The organism is Nonomuraea sp. NPDC004354 (assembly GCF_053602555.1).
In genome coordinates this window covers 36967-55113 of the sequence record NZ_JBSGDV010000028.1, presented here as the reverse complement: position 1 = coordinate 55113, position 18147 = coordinate 36967, and the positions used below count along the sequence as shown (strand labels likewise).

The window sequence follows — 18147 nt, the reverse complement described above, 5'->3', positions numbered from 1 at the left end:
CACCATGGCCATGCCGCTCGTCTCCACCGAGACCACCCGCCCGGCGCTCGCCTCCGTGCCCGCCAGGCCGCGCCGCGTGCTGATCTCCACCGACACCTATCCGCCCGACGTCAACGGCGCCGCCGTCTTCACCCATCGCCTGGCCACCGGGCTGGCCGAGCGCGGCAACGACGTCCACGTGATCTGCCAGTCGGACGAGGGCCCCGCCAAGGCCTCGGTGGAGGACGGCGTGGTCGTGCACCGGCTGCGCTCGGCGCCGCTGCTGGTCCACCCGACGATGCGGGTGACGGTGCCGACCAGGCTCGACCGCCTGGTGAGGGCCATCGAGCCCGACGTGCTGCACGCCCAGGGGCACTTCGTGGTCGGCAGGGCGGCGATGGCCGCCGCGCGCAGGAACGGCGTGCCCGTCGTGGCGACCAACCACTTCATGCCCGACAACCTCTTCCAGTTCGCGCACATCCCGGCCCGGCTGCGGGAGTCGGCGGGCCGGCTGGCGTGGCGCGACTTCAGCCGGATCTTCTCCCGCGCCGACCACATCACCACCCCGACGCCGCTGGCCGCGGGGCTGCTGACCGACCAGGGCTTCTCGCGCGAGGTGGAGGCGGTCTCCTGCGGGATCGACCTGACCAGGTTCCACCCGCACGCCGAGCCCAAGGCGTGGGCGCGCAAGGCGTTCGGCCTGCCCGACCGCGAGACCGTGCTGTTCGTGGGACGGCTCGACGAGGAGAAGCGCCTGGACGAGCTGGTGCGGGCGCTGCCATACGTCCTGAACGAGACCGACGCGCAGGTGGCGCTGGTGGGCAAGGGCAACCAGCGGGCCGAGCTGGAGCGGCTGGCCGGCAGGATCGGGGTCGGCGACCGGGTGTTCTTCCTCGGGTTCGTGCCCGACGAGACGATGCCGCAGGTGTTCGCCGCCGCCGACGTCTTCGCCATGCCGGGCGTGGCCGAGCTGCAGAGCATCGCCACGCTGGAGGCCATGGCCAGCGGGCTGCCGGTGGTCGCCGCCAACGCGATGGCGCTGCCGCACCTGGTCGAGGACAACGGGTACCTGTTCGAGCCGGGCGACGTGATGGAGCTGGCGGGGCATCTGACCGCGCTGCTGGCCGACGCCGACCTGCGGGCCAGGGCGGGCCGGGCCAGCCGCGAGCTGGCGCTGACCCACGACCACCAGGCGTCGCTGGCCCGCTTCGAGCAGATCTACGCCGAGGTCGCCCGATGATCCTGGTGGCTCCCCTGGTCGCGGCGGTGGTGTGCCTGGCGGCGTTGGCCCACGCGCACCTGGCGCTGCCCGCGCAGCCGCTGGTCAGCGACTACGCGCTGGTGCCCGGCGGGATGCCGCTGGTCGTGGTCGGCATGACGGCCCTGGCCTCCGGCTGCCTGTTCCTCGCCTACGGCCTGGCCGTCAACGACCCCGCCCGCACGGCGGCGACCAGGCTGCTGATGATCGCCGCGGCGGCGGGCCTGATGCTGAGCGCGGTCTTCCCGACCGACCCCGGCGCCGCCAAGTCGCTGTCGGGCGAGCTGCACCGGTGGGCCTCGGCGGTGGTGTTCACCTCCCTGCCGGTCGCCGGCTGGAGCCTGGCCAGGGGGCGCGCCGCGCTCCCCCGGTGGAACCTGGTCAGGTCGCTGGCCGTGACCTCCGTGATCACGCTGGCGGTCTACCTCGCCGCGCACCCGGCGACGCTCACCTCGCCGCTCATCGGCGGCGCCGCGTACTACGGCCTCATGGAGCGCGCGCTGATCGTGGCCGAGATCGTCCTCGTGGTGGCGATGGGCCTGGCCGCCTACCTCGACTTCCGCCTTCCCGCCGCCGTGCCCGTGCCCGGCAGGAAGCCGGGCGCCGTGAAGGCCCCCGAGGCCGGGCCGGCCGCCGTCGACCGCGCCAGAGCCGCGTGAAGGTTCGGCACCCGCCGAACCTTCACCGGCCTACCGTAGAGGCATGTCAGCTCAGGGTCTCGCCGCGTTCGCGGCGCTCATCGCCGACCCGACCAGGGCGGCGTTCTGCCTGGCGCTGCTCGACGGGCGGGCGTGGACCGCGGGCGAGCTCGCCAGGACAGCCAAGGTCGCCCCTTCCACCGCCAGCGAGCATCTCAGCAAGATGGTGCAGGGCGGGCTGCTCGCCGAGGAACGGCAGGGCAGGCACCGCTACGTACGGCTGGCCGACGCCGCCACCGCGCAGCTCGTCGAGGACCTCGCCGCGCGCGTCTCCCCCGCGGCCTCCGGCCCCGCCCCCGCCACGCTCAGGGCGGCCAGCGCGTCGGCCGCGATGGCCAGGGCCCGCACCTGCTACGACCACCTCGCCGGACGGCTCGGCGTCGCCGTCACCGACGCGCTCCTGTCCCGTGGCCTGCTGGAACCCGGTTTCTCGCTGAGCCCGTCGGGGGCCGACTGGTTCGCCGGGCTCGGCATCGCGCTGGAGGCCAGCCGTACGCGGCCGATGGCCAGGCCGTGCCTCGACTGGACCGAGCGCCGCCCGCACCTGGCGGGCACCGCGGGGGCGGCGCTGTGCCACCACGCCTTCGCGGCGGGCTGGGTCACCAGGATCGGCGGCCAGCGGGCGCTCAAGATCACTGACGACGGCCTGGCGAGCCTGTCGGCGCTGCTGGAGATCCCCGCCGGCACGCTTCGGCCGGCGCCGAACTGACCGGGGTCTACGGTCGGTTCCATGTTCATCACCGGTCACGCGGAAGTCCGCGCCGTCCTGTCCGACCCGTCGTACGTGCCGCCACCGGTCGCGGCGGGGGCCGAGCCGGGCACGCTGGGCTGGCTGCGCGCGCGGGTCTCCCGCTTCGCCTCGGGCCCCGCACATGCCGAGCGCCGCGCCCTGGTGGAGGCCCGGCTGGCGGTCCTGGACCCCGCCGCCCTCCGCACCGCCGCCGCCGAGACCACCCGGACGCTGCTCACCGTCCCGGCCGCGGGCCAGGCCACGGATATGGCCGCCGACATGGCCACGTACCAGGCCACCGACATGACCACCGACATGGCCGATCGCGTCCTCGCCCACGGGGTGCCCACCCGGGTGCTCGGCCCCGCCCTGGGCGTCGCCTGCACGGACGCGCTCGTCTCCGATGTCGCCACCGTCGCCGGCGGCTACCTGGCCGGCGTGACGACGCCCGAGATCGACGCGGCCGTGGCCGCCCTCGTCGCCGTCGCCGGCATCCCGGAGATCACCATCCTGCTGCAGGCCCACGGCGCCACCACCGCCCTCCTGCGCAACGCCCTCGCCCGGCCGCCGGAGCCTCTCGCCGCCGACGACCTGCTGCGCGACACCCTCCGCCACGACCCTCCGGTCCGGGCCACCAAACGCGTCGACGCCACGGGCGCCCTCGTGGAGGTCGACCTGACCCCCGACCTCGCCTTCGGCCACGGCCCCCGCCGCTGCCCCGGATCCGGCCACGCCGTGGCCATCGCCACCGGCGTCCTCGAAACGATCATGGAGTTCCGATGACCTTCGCCGACCTGCACCAGCCCGGCAAGCCCCTGGTCCTGCCCAACGCCTGGGACTACGGCTCGGCCGCCTTCATGGCCGCCCGCGGCTTTCCCGCCATCGGCACCACGAGCCTCGGCGTCAGCGCGGTCCACGGCAGGCCAGACGCCGCCGCCGCCACCAAGGCGGAGACCCTCGACCTGGTCGACCTGCTGAAGGACCTGCCCGTCTTCCTCACCGTGGACATCGAGAACGGCTTCAGCGACGACCCCGCCGCCGTCGCCGACCTGGTCGACGTCCTGGCGAGCATGGGCGTGGCGGGCGTCAACCTGGAGGACGGCAGGGCCGACGGCACGCTGCGCCCGATCGGCGAGCAGACCCGCATCCTGGAGGCGGTGGCCGGCCGGGGCGTGTTCGTCAACGCCCGCACCGACACCCTGTGGCTGGCCACCGGCGACGACACCCTCGAGCGGGTGCGCGCCTACGGCGACACGGGTGCCGACGGGATCTTCGTGCCCGGCACGAACGACCTGAGCACCATCGCCGAGATCGTCGAGAGCACGCCGCTGCCGCTCAACGTGCTCCACGGACCGCCCGTCGAGCGGCTCGCCGACGTGGGCGTGGCCAGGATCAGCACGGGCTCCCTGCTCTACCGGGCCGCGCTCAGGGGCGCGCTGGCCGTCCTGGAGGACGACCCGGACCTGCCCACATATGCGGACATCGTGCGGCTGTTGCCCGAGCCGAGATAATCGGGGGCATGCGCTTCGAGATCCTCGGTCCGATCAAGGTGCGCGACGGCGACGGGCAGCCGGTCGCGCTCGGCGGGCCCAGGGTCAGGGCGCTGCTGGTGCTGCTGGCCGTGGAGGCCGGGCGCATCGTCACCCACGAGCAGCTAATCGACGGCCTCTACGGCGCCGAGCCGCCGGAGACGGCGGCCAACGCGCTGCAGTCCCAGATCTCCCGGCTGCGCAGGTCGCTCGGCAAGGATCTGATCGAGTTCTATCCCGCCGGCTACCGGCTCGCGGTCGATCCGGCCGACGTCGACGCGCACCGCTTCGAGCTGCTGGTCGCCGACGGGCGCGCGGCCGTGCGGGAGGGCGACCCCGCGAGAGCGGCCCGGGTGCTCAGGGAGGCGCTCGAGCTGTGGAAGGGCGCGCCGCTGGCCGACGCTCCGTTCGCGGGGACGACCGCCACGCGGCTGGCCGAGCTGCGCCTGTCGGCCGTCGAGGACAGGGTGCAGGCCGAGCTGGAGCTCGGATCGCATCGCGAGGTCGCGGCGGAGCTGGGCGAGCTGGTCGCCGCCCACCCGCTGCGCGAACGCCTGCGCGCCCAGCTGATGCGGGCCCTGTACGGCAGCGGCCGCCAGGCCGAGGCGCTGGCCGTCTACGAGGAGGGCCGCCGGATCCTCGACGACGAGCTCGGCGTCGCGCCGGGCAGCGAGCTGGCCGCCGCCCACCTCGCGGTGCTGCGCGCCGACCCCTCGCTCGGCCCGGCCCCCGGCGCGCCGGAGGCGGGCGTGTCGCGGCGGGGGCTGCGCGCCCAGCTGACCAGCTTCGTGGGCCGCGCCGAGGAGCTCGAGCGGCTTCAGGCGCTGCTGGAGGAGGCCAGGCTCGTCACGTTGATCGGGCCGGGCGGAGCGGGCAAGACCCGGCTGGCCACCGAGGCGGCCGCCACGGCCCCGCGCGACGTGTGCTTCGTGGAGCTGGCCCCGATCTCCGACGCGGCCGACCTGCCGCAAGCCGTCGTGAGCGCGCTCGACCTGCGCGACTCGCTGCACGCCGCCGGCCGCGTCCCCGCCGACGCGGCTACCCGGCTGGTCGCCGCCCTGGCCGAGCGCAGGCTGCTGCTCGTCCTCGACAACTGCGAGCACCTGGTCGGGGCCGCCGCCGCGCTGGCCGACCGGCTGCTGGCCGCCTGCCCCCACCTGCGGCTGCTGGTCACCAGCCGCGAGGCGCTCGGCATCACCGGCGAGTCGATCGTCCCGGTGTCGCCGCTGCCCCTGCCGCCGCCGGGCGCGCCGCGGGCGCTCGACTACCCGGCCGTCCGCCTGTTCACCGACCGGGCCGCCGCGGTCAGGCCGGGCTTCACCGTCGAGGACGAGGACCAGCTCGTCCGCATCTGCCGGGCGCTGGACGGGCTGGCGCTGGCGATCGAGCTGGCCGCCGCCCGGCTGCGGTCGCTGTCGGTGGCCGAGGTGGCCGCGCGGCTCGACGACAGGTTCAGGCTGCTGGCCCGCGGCAGCCGTACGGCGCTGCCCCGGCACCAGACGCTGCGCGCGGTGGTCGCCTGGAGCTGGGACCTCCTCGACGCCGACGAGCAGGCGATGGCCAGGCGGCTGACGGTGTTCGTCGGCGGCGCGACGCTGGAGGCGGCCGAGCGGGTGTGCGGGCTGCCCGAGGAGTTGCTGGCCTCCCTGGTGGAGAAGTCGCTGGTGCAGGTGGAGCACGGCCGCTACCGCATGCTGGAGACGATCAGGGCGTTCTGCGCCGAACGGCTGGCCGAGGCGGGCGAGGTCGAGGCGCTCAGGCGGGCGCACGCCGCCTACTACCTCGAACTGACCGTCACCGCCGACCCGCACCTGCGCAGGGCCGAGCAGCTGGAGTGGCTGGCCCTGCTGGACGAGGAGCGCGACGACCTCCATGCCGCGCTGCGCTGGTCGGTCGAGGTCCGCGACACCGGCACCGCGCTCCGCCTGGTGGGCGGCCTCGCCTGCTACTGGTGGTTCAGGGGCAGGAGGAGCGAGGGCGCGGCCATGGCCGCCGAGGTGCTGACCGTCGTCGACCCCTCCCCCAGCGAGGAGTACGCCATGAGCGTGCTGGTCGCGGCGTGGGATGCCAGGACCAAGGCGGACATCGGAACGCTGAGGTACGACGGGGCCGCGCCGTTCCAGCGGGAGTTCCTCAACGTGATGATGCCGATGCTGCAGGGACCGCCCGCCGACTACGACATGGCCGAGAGGATGACGGCCGAGTTCGTCGCGACGCTGTCTCCGTGGATGCGGGGCCTGAGCCACGCCGGGCTGGCCTACCTGCAGCAGAACCTCGGCCGCCCTGACGAGGCGTGGGCCTGCTTCCAGCGGTCGCTGCGGGCCTTCCGCGCGCTCGGCGAGCGGTGGGGCAGCACTCTGGCGCTGTCCGGCATGGCCGACCTGGCCTTCCAGCAGGGCGACCACGCCGCCTCGGCCGAGCTGGCGGCGCAGGCCGAGGCGCTGGCCGAGGAGCTCGGCGCCGTCGAGGACCTGGCCGACTACGGCTGCCGCAGGGCCGACGCCGTCGTCCACCTGGATCTCGGGGAAGCCGAGTGGCAGTACCTGCGGGTGGCTGAGCTGGCCACGCGCACCGGCGCCCGCGAGACGCTGGCGCGAGCGCATCTCGGCCTCGGCCGGGTGGCCATGATCCGCGGCGACCTGCGGGAGGCCAGGGCGCTGATGGAGCAGGCGCTGGAGGAGTGCCCCACCACCTGGTACAGCGCCGCGGACTCCAGGATGCAGATCATGCTGGGCCTGGGCGCGGTGGCCGCGGCGGCGGGCGAGACCGGCACCGCACGCGCCTGGTACACCCAGGTCCTCGACACCGTCCGCGACACCAACCTGCCGCTGGCCGCCATGGCCGAGGAGGCGCTGTCAGCGCTCGGTGCGTGAGCGGTCAGCGGGCGCGGCGACGCTGCCGCCATGAACACCAAATGGGGAAGCCTCGCCATCGTCTGCCTGGCCCAGCTGCTCCTGGCCATCGACCTCACCGTCCTGCACCTGGCCCTGCCAGGGCTGATCACCGACATGAGGCCGACCGCCGCCCAGCAGCTGTGGATCGGCGACATGTACGGCTTCGCGCTGGCCGGCCTGCTGATCACCATGGGCAACCTGGGCGACCGGATCGGCCGCAAGAAGCTGCTGCTGATCGGCTCCGTCGCCTTCGGCCTCGCCTCCGCGGTCACCGCCTACGCGCCCAACGCCGACCTGCTCATCGCGGCCAGGGCGCTGCTCGGCGTGGCGGGGGCCACCATCATGCCGTCCACGCTGTCGATCATCCGTAACGTGTTCACCGACCCCGCCGAGCGGACCATGGCGGTGGGCATCTGGGGCGGCATGGGCGCGGCGGGCTTCGCGCTCGGCCCGATCGTGGGCGGGCTGCTGCTGACCTCGTTCTGGTGGGGGTCGGTCTTCCTCATCAACCTGCCGGTCATGGCGCTGGTGCTGGTCGGCGGCCTCCTGGTGCTCCCCGAGTCGCGCAACCCCGGGGCCGCCGCGATCGATCCGGCCAGCGCCGTGCTGTCGATCGTGGGCGTGGTGGCGGCCGTGTACACGCTCAAGAGCTGGGTCATCGACGGTTTCGCGGCCAACGTCGCCCTCTCCGCCGCGCTGGCGGTGGCCGGGCTCGCGCTGTTCGGCCGGCGGCAGAGGCGGCTGGCCGTACCGCTGGTGGACCTGCGCCTGTTCCGACACCGGGCGTTCACCGGCGCGGTGGCCGCCAACCTGTTCGCGATCTTCGGAATGATCGCGCTCAACCTGATCTTCGCGCAGTACATGCAGCTCGTGCTGGGCTGGACGCCGCTGCAGGCCGGTCTCGCCTCCCTGCCCGGCGGCCTGTGCGGCGCGGTCGGCGGCGCGCTGGCCGCCAGGCTGGTCACCTGGTGGGGCCGCAACACCGTCGTCGCCGTCGGCCTGCTGTGCTCGGCCGCCTCCTTCGCCGTCTACGGCCAGGCGGACGCCAGCACCACCTTCGGCTACCTGCTGATCGGCATGGTGATCGGCGGCCTGGGCGTCGGGTTCACCTTCGCCGTCACCAACGACACGATCCTGGCCGCCGTGCCGAAGGAGCGGGCGGGCGCGGCGGCGGCGCTCTCGGAGACGGCCTTCGAGCTGGGCGGCTCGCTCGGTATCGCCGTGCTCGGCAGCATCCTGGCCGCCACCTACCGGGCCAACCTGGAGGTGCCCGCGGGACTGCCGCCCCAGGTCGGCGACAGCCTCGGCGGCGCGCTGAGCGTGGCGGGACAGGTGCCGCCCTCGGTCATCACGGCGGCGAAGCTCGCCTTCGTGGAGGCGCTGCAGCTCACCACGCTCGCCACGAGCGCCCTGCTGGTCGTGCTGGCCGTGGCCGCCTACCGCACGCTCCGGGGCATCCCCAAGGTCATCCCGGACGACGTCCTGTCCCACACGTGATCACCAGCAGAGCAACCCCAAGAAACCGTGGAGCGCCCTGTCGACCTCCTGGACCTCCTCTGGATCGAGCCGCCCGGCAAAATCGCCGAGACGGGCGATGTCCACGGATCTGATCTGGTCGATCAGCACCCGCGTGCTCTTGCCGTTCAGGTCGATCTCGGGCCGAAAGATCGCCCGGCCCGCGCTGGTGGATGTTGGGGCGACGAGCAGGGTGGACAACCGCGCAAAAGCATCGGACTGTACGACGACAGCAAATCGTTCACCTCGCTGCTCGTGGCCCACGGCGTCCCGTGGAGCGCGCACCCGGTAGACATCACCACGCATGCGCGTCGCCGAACTCGCGGCGGATGGCCTCGATCTCCGCGAGATCCTCAGGATCGTCCGCCAGCCGCTCGGCGTCGGCGCGGGCCTGTTCCAACCACTGCAGGTGACCGGCCAGCCGAATCGCCTCCCTCACCACGTCCGCCGTTGACCTCCCACCAGAGGTCAACCGTGTGAGGATCCGCTCGGTCTTGGAGTCGATCTCAACGGTCAGCACGCTCATATTGTCACTGTAGAACGCACCCATCCGCAGGAGTTCGACACATTCGCGTAGCTACTTGGGTGCGGAGTGTTATCGCAGGGGGTGGGCGGTGGTGGCCGTCGGGGTGGCGGGCCCGGGGACGGGGCGCAGGCTGGGCAGGCGGAGCAGGACGAGCACGGCGACGACGCCCACCATCAGGGGCGGCACGACGAAGGCCACCGGCGGCCCGAAGCGGTCGACGAGCTGTCCGGCGAGCGAGGCCCCGGTGGCGAGGCCGAGCCCGATCGCACCCGTCAGCCAGGTGAACGCCTCCGTCCGCACCTCGGCGGGAGTCAGCCGCTCGACGATGGTGTAGCCGGTGATGATGACCGGCGCGATCACCAGCCCCGCCAGGCCGGCCGCGGCGAACAGCAGGGGCACGGTGCCGGCGAGCAGGAGGGCGCTGGTCGCCACGGCGAGCAGGCCGAGCCCCCAGACCAGGCGGGCGGGGGCGGAGACGCGCCAGCGGATCGCGCCGTACAGCAGGCCGCCGACGACGCTGGCGCCGGAGAAGGCGGCGTAGACGGGGCCGGCGACGGCGGGCGCGCCCAGCTGGGCGGTGAAGGAGGTGATGCCGACCTGCATGCTGCCGAAGACCGACCCCATGGCCAGGAAGCCGAGCGCGAGCACGGCCACGCCGCGCAGCCTCAGCACGCCCCTGGTCGAGCGGACCCTCACCGGCATCGGCTCGGGGGCGCCGACGCGGGTGACGGCGAAGACGACGGTGCCGGCGAGGATGAGCGCGAGCGAGACCAGCAGCGCCACGGCGGGCGTGAAGCCGGTGGACAGCAGCACCAGGAGCACGGGCGCGAGCGTGAAGGTCAGCTCGTCGGTGATCGACTCGACGGCGAAGGCGGCGCCGAGCCGGCCGGAGCCGCCGAGCAGGTGCGACCAGCGGGCCCGCACCATGGCGCCGATCTGCGGCACGGTGGCGCCGGCGAGCGCGGCGGTGAGCACCAGGAGCGGCGCGCCCGCGCCGGTGGCGGCCAGCGCGACGAGCGCGCCGACGGCGAGGGCGTGCGCGGCCACCTGAGGGAGCAGCACGCGCGGCTGGCCGTACCGGTCGGCGAGGCGGCCCGTCTGCGGTCCGGCGAGGGCCTGCGCGATCGCGGCGGCGGCCGAGGCGGCGCCCGCCGCGCCGTACGAGCCGGTGGACCACCGCACCAGCAGCAGGATGCCGATCTGCAGCATCGCGTACGGCAGGCGAGCCACGAGCGCGGGCACGAGGAACCGCCATGCTCCCGGGGTGGCGAGCACGGTCAGGTAGGACTTCACAAGGTCTCCGTCCAGGTCATGACGGAGAACCCCCTGCGAGGCACACCGCCGTGGTGGGCTTCGACCGGGGTAGATACCGCTCGCTGCGGCCGCCGTGCGGTCTGCCAATGAACAACGCGACAAAGCGTCATTTTATGTCACATCATCGATACATGGTCCTCGAAGAGCGCCCCGGCGGCAGCCTGGGCTCACGGCTGGTGCCCTTCCTGGCACGCCTGTTCGTCTACCCGCTGCTGGCCTGGACCCCGTTCGCCCTGATGCGGTTCGCCGCGGTGATCGACCTGATGGCCGTGGTGCTCAGGCCGCCGCGCGGCACCAGGACGGCGAGGGTGCGCGGGCTGGGGTGCGCGGCGGAGTGGGTGCGGGCGAAGGGCGTCGACCACCGCTCCCGCCGCGTGATCCTCTACTTCCACGGCGGCGGCTTCGTGCTGTGCGGGCTGCGCACCCACCGGCGGCTGGTCGCCAGGCTCTCCCTGGCGGCGGGAGCACCCGTGCTGTCGGTCGCCTACCGCAAGCCGCCCGGCGTGCCGTTCACCGAGACGGTCGAGGACTGCGTGGCGGCCTACCGGTGGCTGCTGGCCAGGGGCTATGCCGCCGATGACATCGTGGTCGCGGGCGACTCGGCCGGAGGGTACCTCAGCTTCCTCACGCCGCTGCGCGCGGTGGCCGAGGGGCTGCCCCGTCCTGGCGGCATCGTGGCGCTGTCGCCGTTCATCGACCTCGACCACGCGGCCAGGCTCGGCACGGACCCCTACCTGCCGGTCTCCAGGCTGCCCGCGCTCAGCCACCTGCTGTGGCCGGGCATCGTGCCGACCGACCCGCTCTGGGGTCCGGCCCACGCCGACCTGTCGGTGCTGCCGCCCGTCCTCATCCAGGCCGGATCGAGGGAGGTGCTGCGCGCCGACGCCGAGCTGATGGCCGCCGCCCTGGACCGCGCGGGCGTGCCGTGCCGCCTGCAGATCTGGCAGGGCCAGGTGCACGCCTTCCAGGTCTTCGCCGACCTGGCGCGGGAGGGCGTGGCCGCGATCGCCGAGGCGGGCGCCTTCGTCCGGGCGGTCGGGCCGGATCACGGGATCAGAGGTGCTCGCGCATGAACTCCGCCGTCGCCTCGACGGCCTGGGTGACGTACGGCTCGCCGTCGTAGAGGTCGATGTGGCGCCTGGCGTCCAGCCAGACGATCCGCTTGGGCTGCCCCATCCGCTTGTAGGCCTCCTCGGCGCCCTCGGGCGAGCAGAACCTGTCGATGACACCGTGCACGATCAGGCCGGGCCGGGGCGACAGGAAGTCGGCGCCCATCATGTTGTCCATGGTGACCAGCTCGCGGATGCTGGCCGCGGTCACCCGGTTGCGCCAGGTCGGTGAGGCGGTGGCGCCGTAGTAGGCGTACGGCTCGTCGCCCGGCATGGCCGCCTCCCCCTCCTCGGCCACGGCGGGCAGGTACTCGGTCTCGCCGCCCCGGTCCTGCCGTTCGAGCACCTGGGTGAGGCCGGGAAGGACCGATTCGAAGTGCCTGCCGTAGGGGTTGTTGTAGGCGCCCGCGATGCCGGCGAACGCCTTCACCCTCGGGTCGAAGGCGGCGAACCTGAGGGCGTAGCCGCCGCCGAGGCAGATCCCGACCGCCCCGATCCGCTCGGGGTCGACCTCGGGCCTGCTCCGCAGCAGCGACACGGCGGCCCTGAGGTCGGCCAGCTTGCCCTGCCAGTCCTCGTGCTGCCGTGGCAGGCCGCCCGACTCGCCCCAGTTGCGGTGGTCGAAGGCCAGCGTGACGTGGCCGTGGGCGGCCAGCCGCTCCGCGTACCGGCCGGTGACCTGGTCGCGCACCCCGGTGAAGGGGCCGGTGAGGACGAGGGCGGGGTGCGGCCCCTCGCCCTCCGGGATGCGCATGTCGCCGACGAGCGTGATGCCGTCGACCTCGAACTCGACTCTCATGCGTTCAGTCTGGCCCGCCGGGGCGACCTCGCGGGCCGCACCGCCGGACTCGGCCGGGGCCTTCCGGACAGGCCCCGCCGAAGCCCGGGACCGGCGCGCCGTCACGGGGCGCCGGCCGGGGTCCACACGATCGCCGAGAGAGGGGCGTCCGGGGTCAGGAGTCGAAGCCGAGGCCCATCCTGTCGAGCGTCCGCAGCCACAGGTTGCGCCGCCCCTGGTGCAGGTCCGCCTGGGCGATCGACCACCGGGTGAACTGGATCACCCCCGACCGCACGGGCTCGGGAGGGAACGGGACCGGCTTCTCCCGCACCATCGCCAGCTCGGTCCGCTCGGTGCGCTCGCCTGACAGCAGGTCGAGCATCACGTTGGCGCCGAACCTGGTCGCGCCCACGCCCATGCCGGTGTAGCCGACCGCGTAGGCGAGACGGCCGCCGTGCGCCTGGCCGTAGAAGGCGCTGAAGCGGCTGCAGGTGTCGATCACGCCGCCCCACCGGTGGGTGAAGCGGAGCTCCGACAGCTGCGGGAAGGTCGCGTAGAAGTGCCCTGCCAGCTTGACGAAGGTCTCGTCGCGCTGCTCGTACTCGGGCTTGATCTGGCCGCCGTTGTAGTAGACGGCGTCGTAGCCGCCCCACAGGATCCGGTTGTCGTCGGTGAGCCGGTAGTAGTGGAACTGGTTGGCCGAGTCGCCGACGCCCTGCCGGTTGTGCCATCCGACGGAGGCGAGCTGGGCCTCCGACATGGGCTCGGTCATGAGGGCGTAGTCGTAGACCGGTACGAGGAAGTGCTTGAGCCGCTTCAGCAGGGGCGGGAAGACGCCCGTGCCGAGCGCGACCCTGCCGGCCTTCGCGGTGCCGTACGGCGTGCGCAGCTCCATCGTGACGCCGTCGTCGGCGAGCGACCTGACGGGGGTGCGCTCGTAGATGCGCACGCCCGCCTCCAGGCAGGCCTTGCGCAGGCCCCAGGCCAGCCGGGCGGGGTCGACCATGGCGCAGCCCTGGCGCTCCCACAGCCCTCCCAGGTAGGTGGGGGAGTTCACCTCCGCCCTGATCTGCTGCTGGTCCATCAGGACGTAGTCGAGCCCGAGCTCCTCGATGAGGTCGAGGTGTCCTGCCAGGTCGTCGAGCTGCCACGGTTCGGTGGCGACGTGCAGCTCGCCGGTGCGCTCGAAGGAGCAGTCGATGTCGTAGCGCTCGAGCGTGCGCTCGATCTCGTCGAGGTTCTCGACGCCCATGCGCTCGAGGCGGTCGATGTCCTGCGGCCACCGGTCGAGGCCGTTGGGCAGTCCGTGCGTCAGCGTCGCCATGCAGAACCCACCGTTGCGGCCGCTGGCCGCCCAGCCGATCCTGCGGCCCTCCAGCAGGACCACGTCCTGGCCCGGGTCCCTCTCCTTGGCCATCAGGGCGGTCCACAGCCCCGAGAAGCCGCCGCCGACCACGACGAGGTCGGCCTTGGTGGTGCCGATGAGCCGTTTCAGCGGCTCGGGTCTGGCCGGGGTGTCCAGCCAGTACGGCTTGCGCTCCGCGTCAGCAAGAGCCTTCAGCGGATCCACAAATCTCACATCCCTACGTGAGTGTTACTACAGCACATGAATTGATTGCCCGATCAGTCAGTTGATCGCGCGCGGGTTCCCCCCGCCTGAATCCGATCTCGCCTCCCTGTTCCTTGCCAAGGTCTCGCCCGCGTGCCACCGTACGGCGCGCACGGGCAGGTCCGCCCGCGACCCGCGAAAGCGGGCGCGGTCCCGCAGGACGGCGGGGGCCGATCCCCCACCGCCTGAGGCGCATTATGCCGAAACCCCCGCCACAGCGGGGGTTCACGGACTTCCTAGACGCGGCGGCGCGCGGTCACCGAGTTGACGACGGCGATCACGACGCCCACCGCGAAGATGAGCGTACCCAGGATATTCACCTGGGGCGGGACACCGATGCGGGTGGCCCCCCAGATCCACAGCGGGAAGGTCTGCATGGCGCCGCTGGTGAACTGGGTGATGACGAAGTCGTCGATGGACAGCGCGAAGGCCAGCAGCGCGCCGGCGACCACACCGGGCAGGATCATCGGGAAGGTGATCCGCCAGAACGTGGTCCACGACGAGGCGCCCAGGTCCCTGGCGGCCTCCTCGATGGACGGGTCGAGCCCGACCACGCGGGCGCGCACGGTGATGGCCACGAACGACACCGAGAACAGCACGTGGGCGATGAGCGCGGTGGTGAAGCCCATGTCCACGCCGGTGCTGACGAACAGCGACAGCAGCGCGGCGCCCATGACCAGCTCGGGCGAGGAGATCGCGGCGAACATCACCAGGTTCATCGGGCCCTGCCCCTTGAACCGGTAGCGGCCCAGCGCGAGCCCGATCATCGTGCCGAGCACCGTGGTGATCAGCACCGAGAGCACCGCGAGCTGGAGCGAGTTGAACACCGCGTCGGTCAGGTCGGGATACTCGTCGAGCCGTCCCCACCACTTGAGCGTGAAGCCCTGCCAGGAGACGTTCGACTTGCTCTGCGTGTCGTTGAAGCCGAAGGCGATCATGACGGCGATCGGCAGGAACAGCCACGCGATGATGACCCACACGTAGCCGAACAGCAGCCGGTCGGCGAGTTTGCGCGTTCTCATCGTGCCGCCGCCTCCAGCACGTTCTCGGTGCCCAGCGCCTTGGCGTAGGCGAAGATGCCCACGAGCATGGCCGCCATCAGCGTGAACGACAGCGCCGAGGCGGTCGGGTAGTTGTTGTTGACCAGGTACTGGGTCTGGATGATGTTGCCGATCATCGTGTTGGCCGGGCCGCCCAGGATGCCCGCGTTCACGTAGTCGGCCGTCATCGGGACGAAGGTCATCAGCACGCCCGCGAACACCCCTGGCAGCGACAGCGGCAGCACGATCTTGCGGAACGCGGCGGTCCTGGTCGCGTAGAGGTCCTGGGCCGCTTCCACGACCCGGGGGTCCACCCGCTCCAGCGCCACGTAGATCGGAAGGATCATGAAGGGCAGGTAGTTGTAGACCAGTCCGCCGATCACCGCGGCCGACGTCTGCAGCACGTGGAAGTCCTGGGGCAACCAGCCCAGGGCCTTCAGCGGCTGCAGCACGATGCCCTCGTCGGCCAGCAGGAACTTCCACGACACCGTCCGCAGCACGAACGAGACGAAGAACGGCAGCAGCACCAGCAGCAGGTACGTCGACTTCCTGGACCCGCCCTTGAAGGCGATCCAGTAGGCGACGGGATAGGCCATGGCGATGGCGATCGCCGTCCCGGCCAGGCCGTAGCCGACCGAGCGCAGGAACTGTGTCTTGAACTGCACCAGGCTGTCGACGTAGGTGGCGAAGTGGAAGGTCTGTGCGAACCCGTCGACCACGTTGCCCTCCTGGGTGGACACCGAGGCCATGAAGACCATCGGCACCACCAGGAAGATCGCCAGCCACAGCCCGCCCGGCAGGATCAGCAGGTAGGGGGTGAGCCGCCTCATCGTGCTAGCCCTGGGTGATGGGCTGGAAGATGCTCTCGAAGAGCTGCTCGGTCTTGCTGTCCAGCAGCAGGTAGGAGCGCATCTTGGCCAGATCCGCCTCCGACGGGTAGATCAGCGGGCTCTCCGCGACCTGCTGGAGCGCCTGCTTGTCCTCGCCCGTGGCCTTGGCGGCGTCGGCGAGCACGATGTCCTTGGTCGCGGGCACCGGCGTGATGTAGTTGATGTACTCCACGAGCATCGCGGCGATCTTGGGCTGGTAGACGTAGTCCATCAGCGTGAGCGCGTCGACCGGGTTCTGGGCGGTCTTCGGGATGCACATGTTGTCGGTCCAGATCGTGGCGCCCTCCTGCGGCACCACGAACTTGAGGTTCTTGCCCTCGGCGACCTGCTGGAAGATGTCGCCCGACCAGGCCATCGTGATCCAGATGTCACCGCGGACGAGCGCCTCGATGTAGTCGTTCTCGTAGTACTTGCGCACCAGGCCCTGGTCGCGCTGCTCCTGGAGCTTGGCCGCGGCCTTGCGCCAGTCGGCCTCCTTCGACTTGTCAGGGTCGATGCCGAGCGCGAACATCCCGAAGTTGGCGATCTCCTGCGAGTCGAGCATCATGCCGACCTTGCCCTTGTACTTCGGGTTCCAGAGGTCGTTCATGCTGGTGACCTCGTCGACGTACTCGGGGTTGTAGGCGATGCCCGTGACGCCGACCGTCCACGGGATCGTGTAGGTGTTGTTCGGGTCCCAGAGCGGGTTCTTCACCTTCTGCGCCGCGTTGGCGGCGAAGTTGGGAAGCTTGGAGTGGTCCAGTGGAGCCAGGTAGCCCAGGTTCATCGCCTTGGCCAGCTGGTTGCCGTTGGTCATGACCATCAGGTCGAAACCGATGTCGGTGTTCGCGGCGAGCTGCGGCTGGATCTTGCCGAACCACGTGCCGTTGTCCTGGATGGCCTCGGTGTAGGTGACCTTGATGCCCTTGTCCTTCTCGAACATCTGCAGGGACGGGTAGTTCTTGCCGTCCTTGTCGATGTAGAGCGGCCAGTTGGCGAAGCGGAGCACGCCGTTCTGCTTCTTGCCGGCCCAGAAGTCGGCGGCGGCGTTCTGCGTCGGTGCGGCGGCTGACTTCTTGCCCTCGACGCCACAGGCGGCGAGGGCCATGGCGGCGGCCGTCATCCCGGCGAGCTTGAGTGCGTCGCGGCGACTCGTGGTCATGCCGCGTAGGAAGGCGGGGTTCGTGCGGACGTCCATGAGACGGATATCAACTTCCAATCGCGTATGAGTGCTGCGGCTGCCATGAGAGCCAGACGGCATCGCCACGTTCGGCCGTGGTCGAGGCGTCGTGCGCGTTCTGCTGGAAGACGGTCACCTCGGCGCCGTCGGCCAGCCGTACCGCATAGCTGTTGTAGGTGCCCAGGTAGACGACCTCGGAGACGGTGCCGGGGACGGCGCTGAGGCCGCCGTTGGGCTCGTCGACGTCGATCGTGATCTTCTCAGGGCGGACGGTCACCGTGACCTCCCCGTCCTGCCCCCCTGGGACCAGCACGCGCCCTCCCGCGACCTTCAGCACGCCCCCCGTGAGGGCGCCGGTCAGCAGGTTGGATGTGCCGATGAAGCCCGCGACGAATGCGGTGGCGGGCTGCTCGTAGATCTCGCGGGGCCCGGCGAGCTGCTCGACCAGACCGTCGTTCATGACGGCGATGCGGTCGCTCATCGTGAGGGCCTCGCTCTGGTCGTGCGTCACGTAGACGAACGTGATGCCGACCTCACGCTGGATGCGCTTCAGCTCGATCTGCATGGCCTGGCGCAGCTTCAGGTCGAGCGCGCCCAGCGGCTCGTCCAGCAGCAGGGCCCTGGGGTTGTTCACCAGAGCCCTGGCCAGCGCGACGCGCTGCTGCTGGCCGCCGGACATCTCGCGTGGCCTGCGCTTCTCGCGACCGGTCAGGTCGACGATGTCCAGGATCTCCCCGACGCGGCGCTTGATCTCCGCGTCGGGGGTCTTCTTCTGCTTGAGTCCGAAGGCCACGTTGTCCCACACGTTCATGTGCGGGAACAGGGCGTAGGACTGGAACACCATGTTGACGTCGCGCTTGTTGGGCGGAACGTCGGTGACGTTCTGGCCGTGGAGCTTGACCGTGCCGCGCGTAGGCTCCTCGAAGCCGGCGATCATCCGCATGGTGGTCGTCTTGCCGCACCCGGAGGGGCCGAGGAGGGAGAAGAACTCCCCCTCGGCGATGGAGAGCGAGACGCCCTTCACCGCCTGGACGACCTCGCCATGCGAGAGGTACTCCTTGATCACGTCCTCAAGGTCGATAGCGCTGGTCATACCAGGATTTATCCCACTCTGTGTCG

17 protein-coding genes are annotated in these 18147 nt (G+C 71.7%); 8 read left to right on the top strand and 9 right to left on the bottom strand.

Annotated elements, in window-relative coordinates; all coding sequences use genetic code 11:
- Positions 1-4 precede the first annotated feature (4 nt).
- Genes ACWENQ_RS42320 through ACWENQ_RS42290 form a run of 7 tightly spaced genes read left to right on the top strand, consistent with a single transcriptional unit; the run spans position 5 to position 8585 of the window.
- Positions 5-1219 (top strand): glycosyltransferase, encoded by a 1215-nt coding sequence (locus tag ACWENQ_RS42320; protein WP_452419334.1) that lies wholly within the window; start codon positions 5-7, stop codon positions 1217-1219.
- Entirely contained in the window at positions 1216-1896 is a 681-nt protein-coding gene (locus ACWENQ_RS42315; RefSeq protein ID WP_452419333.1) for a DUF998 domain-containing protein, read from the top strand. Before ACWENQ_RS42320 ends, ACWENQ_RS42315 begins: the two co-directional genes overlap by 4 nt.
- Before the next feature lie 43 nt (positions 1897-1939).
- Positions 1940-2644: an ArsR/SmtB family transcription factor gene (locus ACWENQ_RS42310; RefSeq protein WP_452419332.1), complete on the top strand. Its 705-nt coding sequence runs from the start codon at positions 1940-1942 to the stop codon at positions 2642-2644.
- A 21-nt stretch (positions 2645-2665) separates the two neighbouring features.
- Complete coding sequence (locus tag ACWENQ_RS42305) at positions 2666-3448, top strand: hypothetical protein (RefSeq protein ID WP_452419331.1); 783 nt, start codon at positions 2666-2668, stop codon at positions 3446-3448.
- Entirely contained in the window at positions 3445-4176 is a 732-nt protein-coding gene (locus ACWENQ_RS42300; protein ID WP_449929480.1) for an isocitrate lyase/PEP mutase family protein, read from the top strand. The genes ACWENQ_RS42305 and ACWENQ_RS42300 overlap by 4 nt, the downstream gene beginning before the upstream one ends.
- An 8-nt stretch (positions 4177-4184) precedes the next feature.
- Entirely contained in the window at positions 4185-7067 is a 2883-nt protein-coding gene (locus ACWENQ_RS42295; protein ID WP_452419330.1) for a BTAD domain-containing putative transcriptional regulator, read from the top strand.
- Between the two features lie 30 nt (positions 7068-7097).
- Positions 7098-8585: an MFS transporter gene (locus ACWENQ_RS42290; protein WP_452419329.1), complete on the top strand. Its 1488-nt coding sequence runs from the start codon at positions 7098-7100 to the stop codon at positions 8583-8585.
- Here the strand turns inward: ACWENQ_RS42290 and ACWENQ_RS42285 are convergent, their stop codons facing one another.
- From ACWENQ_RS42285 to ACWENQ_RS42275, 3 genes are all read right to left on the bottom strand, one after another.
- Positions 8586-8909 carry a type II toxin-antitoxin system PemK/MazF family toxin gene (locus tag ACWENQ_RS42285; protein WP_449929486.1) on the bottom strand — a complete coding sequence of 108 codons (324 nt, stop codon included), beginning with the start codon at positions 8907-8909 and terminating at the stop codon, positions 8586-8588.
- Positions 8899-9129 (bottom strand): hypothetical protein, encoded by a 231-nt coding sequence (locus ACWENQ_RS42280; RefSeq protein WP_449929488.1) that lies wholly within the window; start codon positions 9127-9129, stop codon positions 8899-8901. The genes ACWENQ_RS42285 and ACWENQ_RS42280 overlap by 11 nt, the downstream gene beginning before the upstream one ends.
- 69 nt (positions 9130-9198) lie before the next feature.
- Complete coding sequence (locus ACWENQ_RS42275) at positions 9199-10422, bottom strand: MFS transporter (protein WP_452419328.1); 1224 nt, start codon at positions 10420-10422, stop codon at positions 9199-9201.
- 152 nt (positions 10423-10574) lie between these two features.
- Here ACWENQ_RS42275 and ACWENQ_RS42270 point away from each other — a divergent pair, with 152 nt between their 5' ends.
- Positions 10575-11516, top strand: coding sequence for an alpha/beta hydrolase (locus tag ACWENQ_RS42270; protein ID WP_354920200.1), 942 nt, complete (start codon positions 10575-10577; stop codon positions 11514-11516).
- Here the strand turns inward: ACWENQ_RS42270 and ACWENQ_RS42265 are convergent.
- The 6 genes from ACWENQ_RS42265 to ACWENQ_RS42240 all read right to left on the bottom strand — a co-directional run bounded on the left by ACWENQ_RS42265 (position 11497) and on the right by ACWENQ_RS42240 (position 18121).
- Positions 11497-12351, bottom strand: a complete 855-nt coding sequence (locus ACWENQ_RS42265; protein WP_354920197.1) for an alpha/beta hydrolase — start codon at positions 12349-12351, stop codon at positions 11497-11499. The two genes, ACWENQ_RS42270 and ACWENQ_RS42265, sit on opposite strands and share 20 nt — an antisense overlap.
- 154 nt (positions 12352-12505) lie before the next feature.
- Entirely contained in the window at positions 12506-13900 is a 1395-nt protein-coding gene (locus ACWENQ_RS42260) for an NAD(P)/FAD-dependent oxidoreductase (RefSeq protein WP_449929582.1), read from the bottom strand.
- Positions 13901-14175: 275 nt separating this feature from the next.
- A complete protein-coding gene (locus ACWENQ_RS42255; protein WP_449929492.1) occupies positions 14176-14961 on the bottom strand; it encodes an ABC transporter permease in 786 nt (261 codons plus the stop codon).
- Positions 14958-15809, bottom strand: a complete 852-nt coding sequence (locus tag ACWENQ_RS42250; RefSeq protein WP_354920192.1) for an ABC transporter permease — start codon at positions 15807-15809, stop codon at positions 14958-14960. Before ACWENQ_RS42250 ends, ACWENQ_RS42255 begins: the two co-directional genes overlap by 4 nt.
- 4 nt (positions 15810-15813) lie before the next feature.
- Positions 15814-17046, bottom strand: a complete 1233-nt coding sequence (locus ACWENQ_RS42245) for an ABC transporter substrate-binding protein (protein WP_449929494.1) — start codon at positions 17044-17046, stop codon at positions 15814-15816.
- A gap of 10 nt (positions 17047-17056) precedes the next feature.
- A complete protein-coding gene (locus ACWENQ_RS42240) occupies positions 17057-18121 on the bottom strand; it encodes an ABC transporter ATP-binding protein (RefSeq protein ID WP_354920186.1) in 1065 nt (354 codons plus the stop codon).
- Positions 18122-18147: the final 26 nt, after the last annotated feature.

Excerpts from the sequence above, each read along its gene's own strand:
- ACWENQ_RS42255 (WP_449929492.1), bottom strand. The coding sequence starts at position 14,961 with ATGAGAACGCGCAAACTCGCCGACCGGCTGCTGTTCGGCTACGTGTGG.
- ACWENQ_RS42305 (WP_452419331.1), top strand. The coding sequence starts at position 2,666 with ATGTTCATCACCGGTCACGCGGAAGTCCGCGCCGTCCTGTCCGACCCG.
- ACWENQ_RS42290 (WP_452419329.1), top strand. The coding sequence starts at position 7,098 with ATGAACACCAAATGGGGAAGCCTCGCCATCGTCTGCCTGGCCCAGCTG.
- ACWENQ_RS42240 (WP_354920186.1), bottom strand. The coding sequence starts at position 18,121 with ATGACCAGCGCTATCGACCTTGAGGACGTGATCAAGGAGTACCTCTCG.
- ACWENQ_RS42315 (WP_452419333.1), top strand. The coding sequence starts at position 1,216 with ATGATCCTGGTGGCTCCCCTGGTCGCGGCGGTGGTGTGCCTGGCGGCG.
- ACWENQ_RS42300 (WP_449929480.1), top strand. The coding sequence starts at position 3,445 with ATGACCTTCGCCGACCTGCACCAGCCCGGCAAGCCCCTGGTCCTGCCC.
- ACWENQ_RS42250 (WP_354920192.1), bottom strand. The coding sequence starts at position 15,809 with ATGAGGCGGCTCACCCCCTACCTGCTGATCCTGCCGGGCGGGCTGTGG.
- ACWENQ_RS42320 (WP_452419334.1), top strand. The coding sequence starts at position 5 with ATGGCCATGCCGCTCGTCTCCACCGAGACCACCCGCCCGGCGCTCGCC.
- ACWENQ_RS42265 (WP_354920197.1), bottom strand. The coding sequence starts at position 12,351 with ATGAGAGTCGAGTTCGAGGTCGACGGCATCACGCTCGTCGGCGACATG.
- ACWENQ_RS42280 (WP_449929488.1), bottom strand. The coding sequence starts at position 9,129 with ATGAGCGTGCTGACCGTTGAGATCGACTCCAAGACCGAGCGGATCCTC.
- ACWENQ_RS42245 (WP_449929494.1), bottom strand. The coding sequence starts at position 17,046 with ATGGACGTCCGCACGAACCCCGCCTTCCTACGCGGCATGACCACGAGT.
- ACWENQ_RS42310 (WP_452419332.1), top strand. The coding sequence starts at position 1,940 with ATGTCAGCTCAGGGTCTCGCCGCGTTCGCGGCGCTCATCGCCGACCCG.
- ACWENQ_RS42270 (WP_354920200.1), top strand. The coding sequence starts at position 10,575 with ATGGTCCTCGAAGAGCGCCCCGGCGGCAGCCTGGGCTCACGGCTGGTG.
- ACWENQ_RS42295 (WP_452419330.1), top strand. The coding sequence starts at position 4,185 with ATGCGCTTCGAGATCCTCGGTCCGATCAAGGTGCGCGACGGCGACGGG.
- ACWENQ_RS42285 (WP_449929486.1), bottom strand. The coding sequence starts at position 8,909 with ATGCGTGGTGATGTCTACCGGGTGCGCGCTCCACGGGACGCCGTGGGC.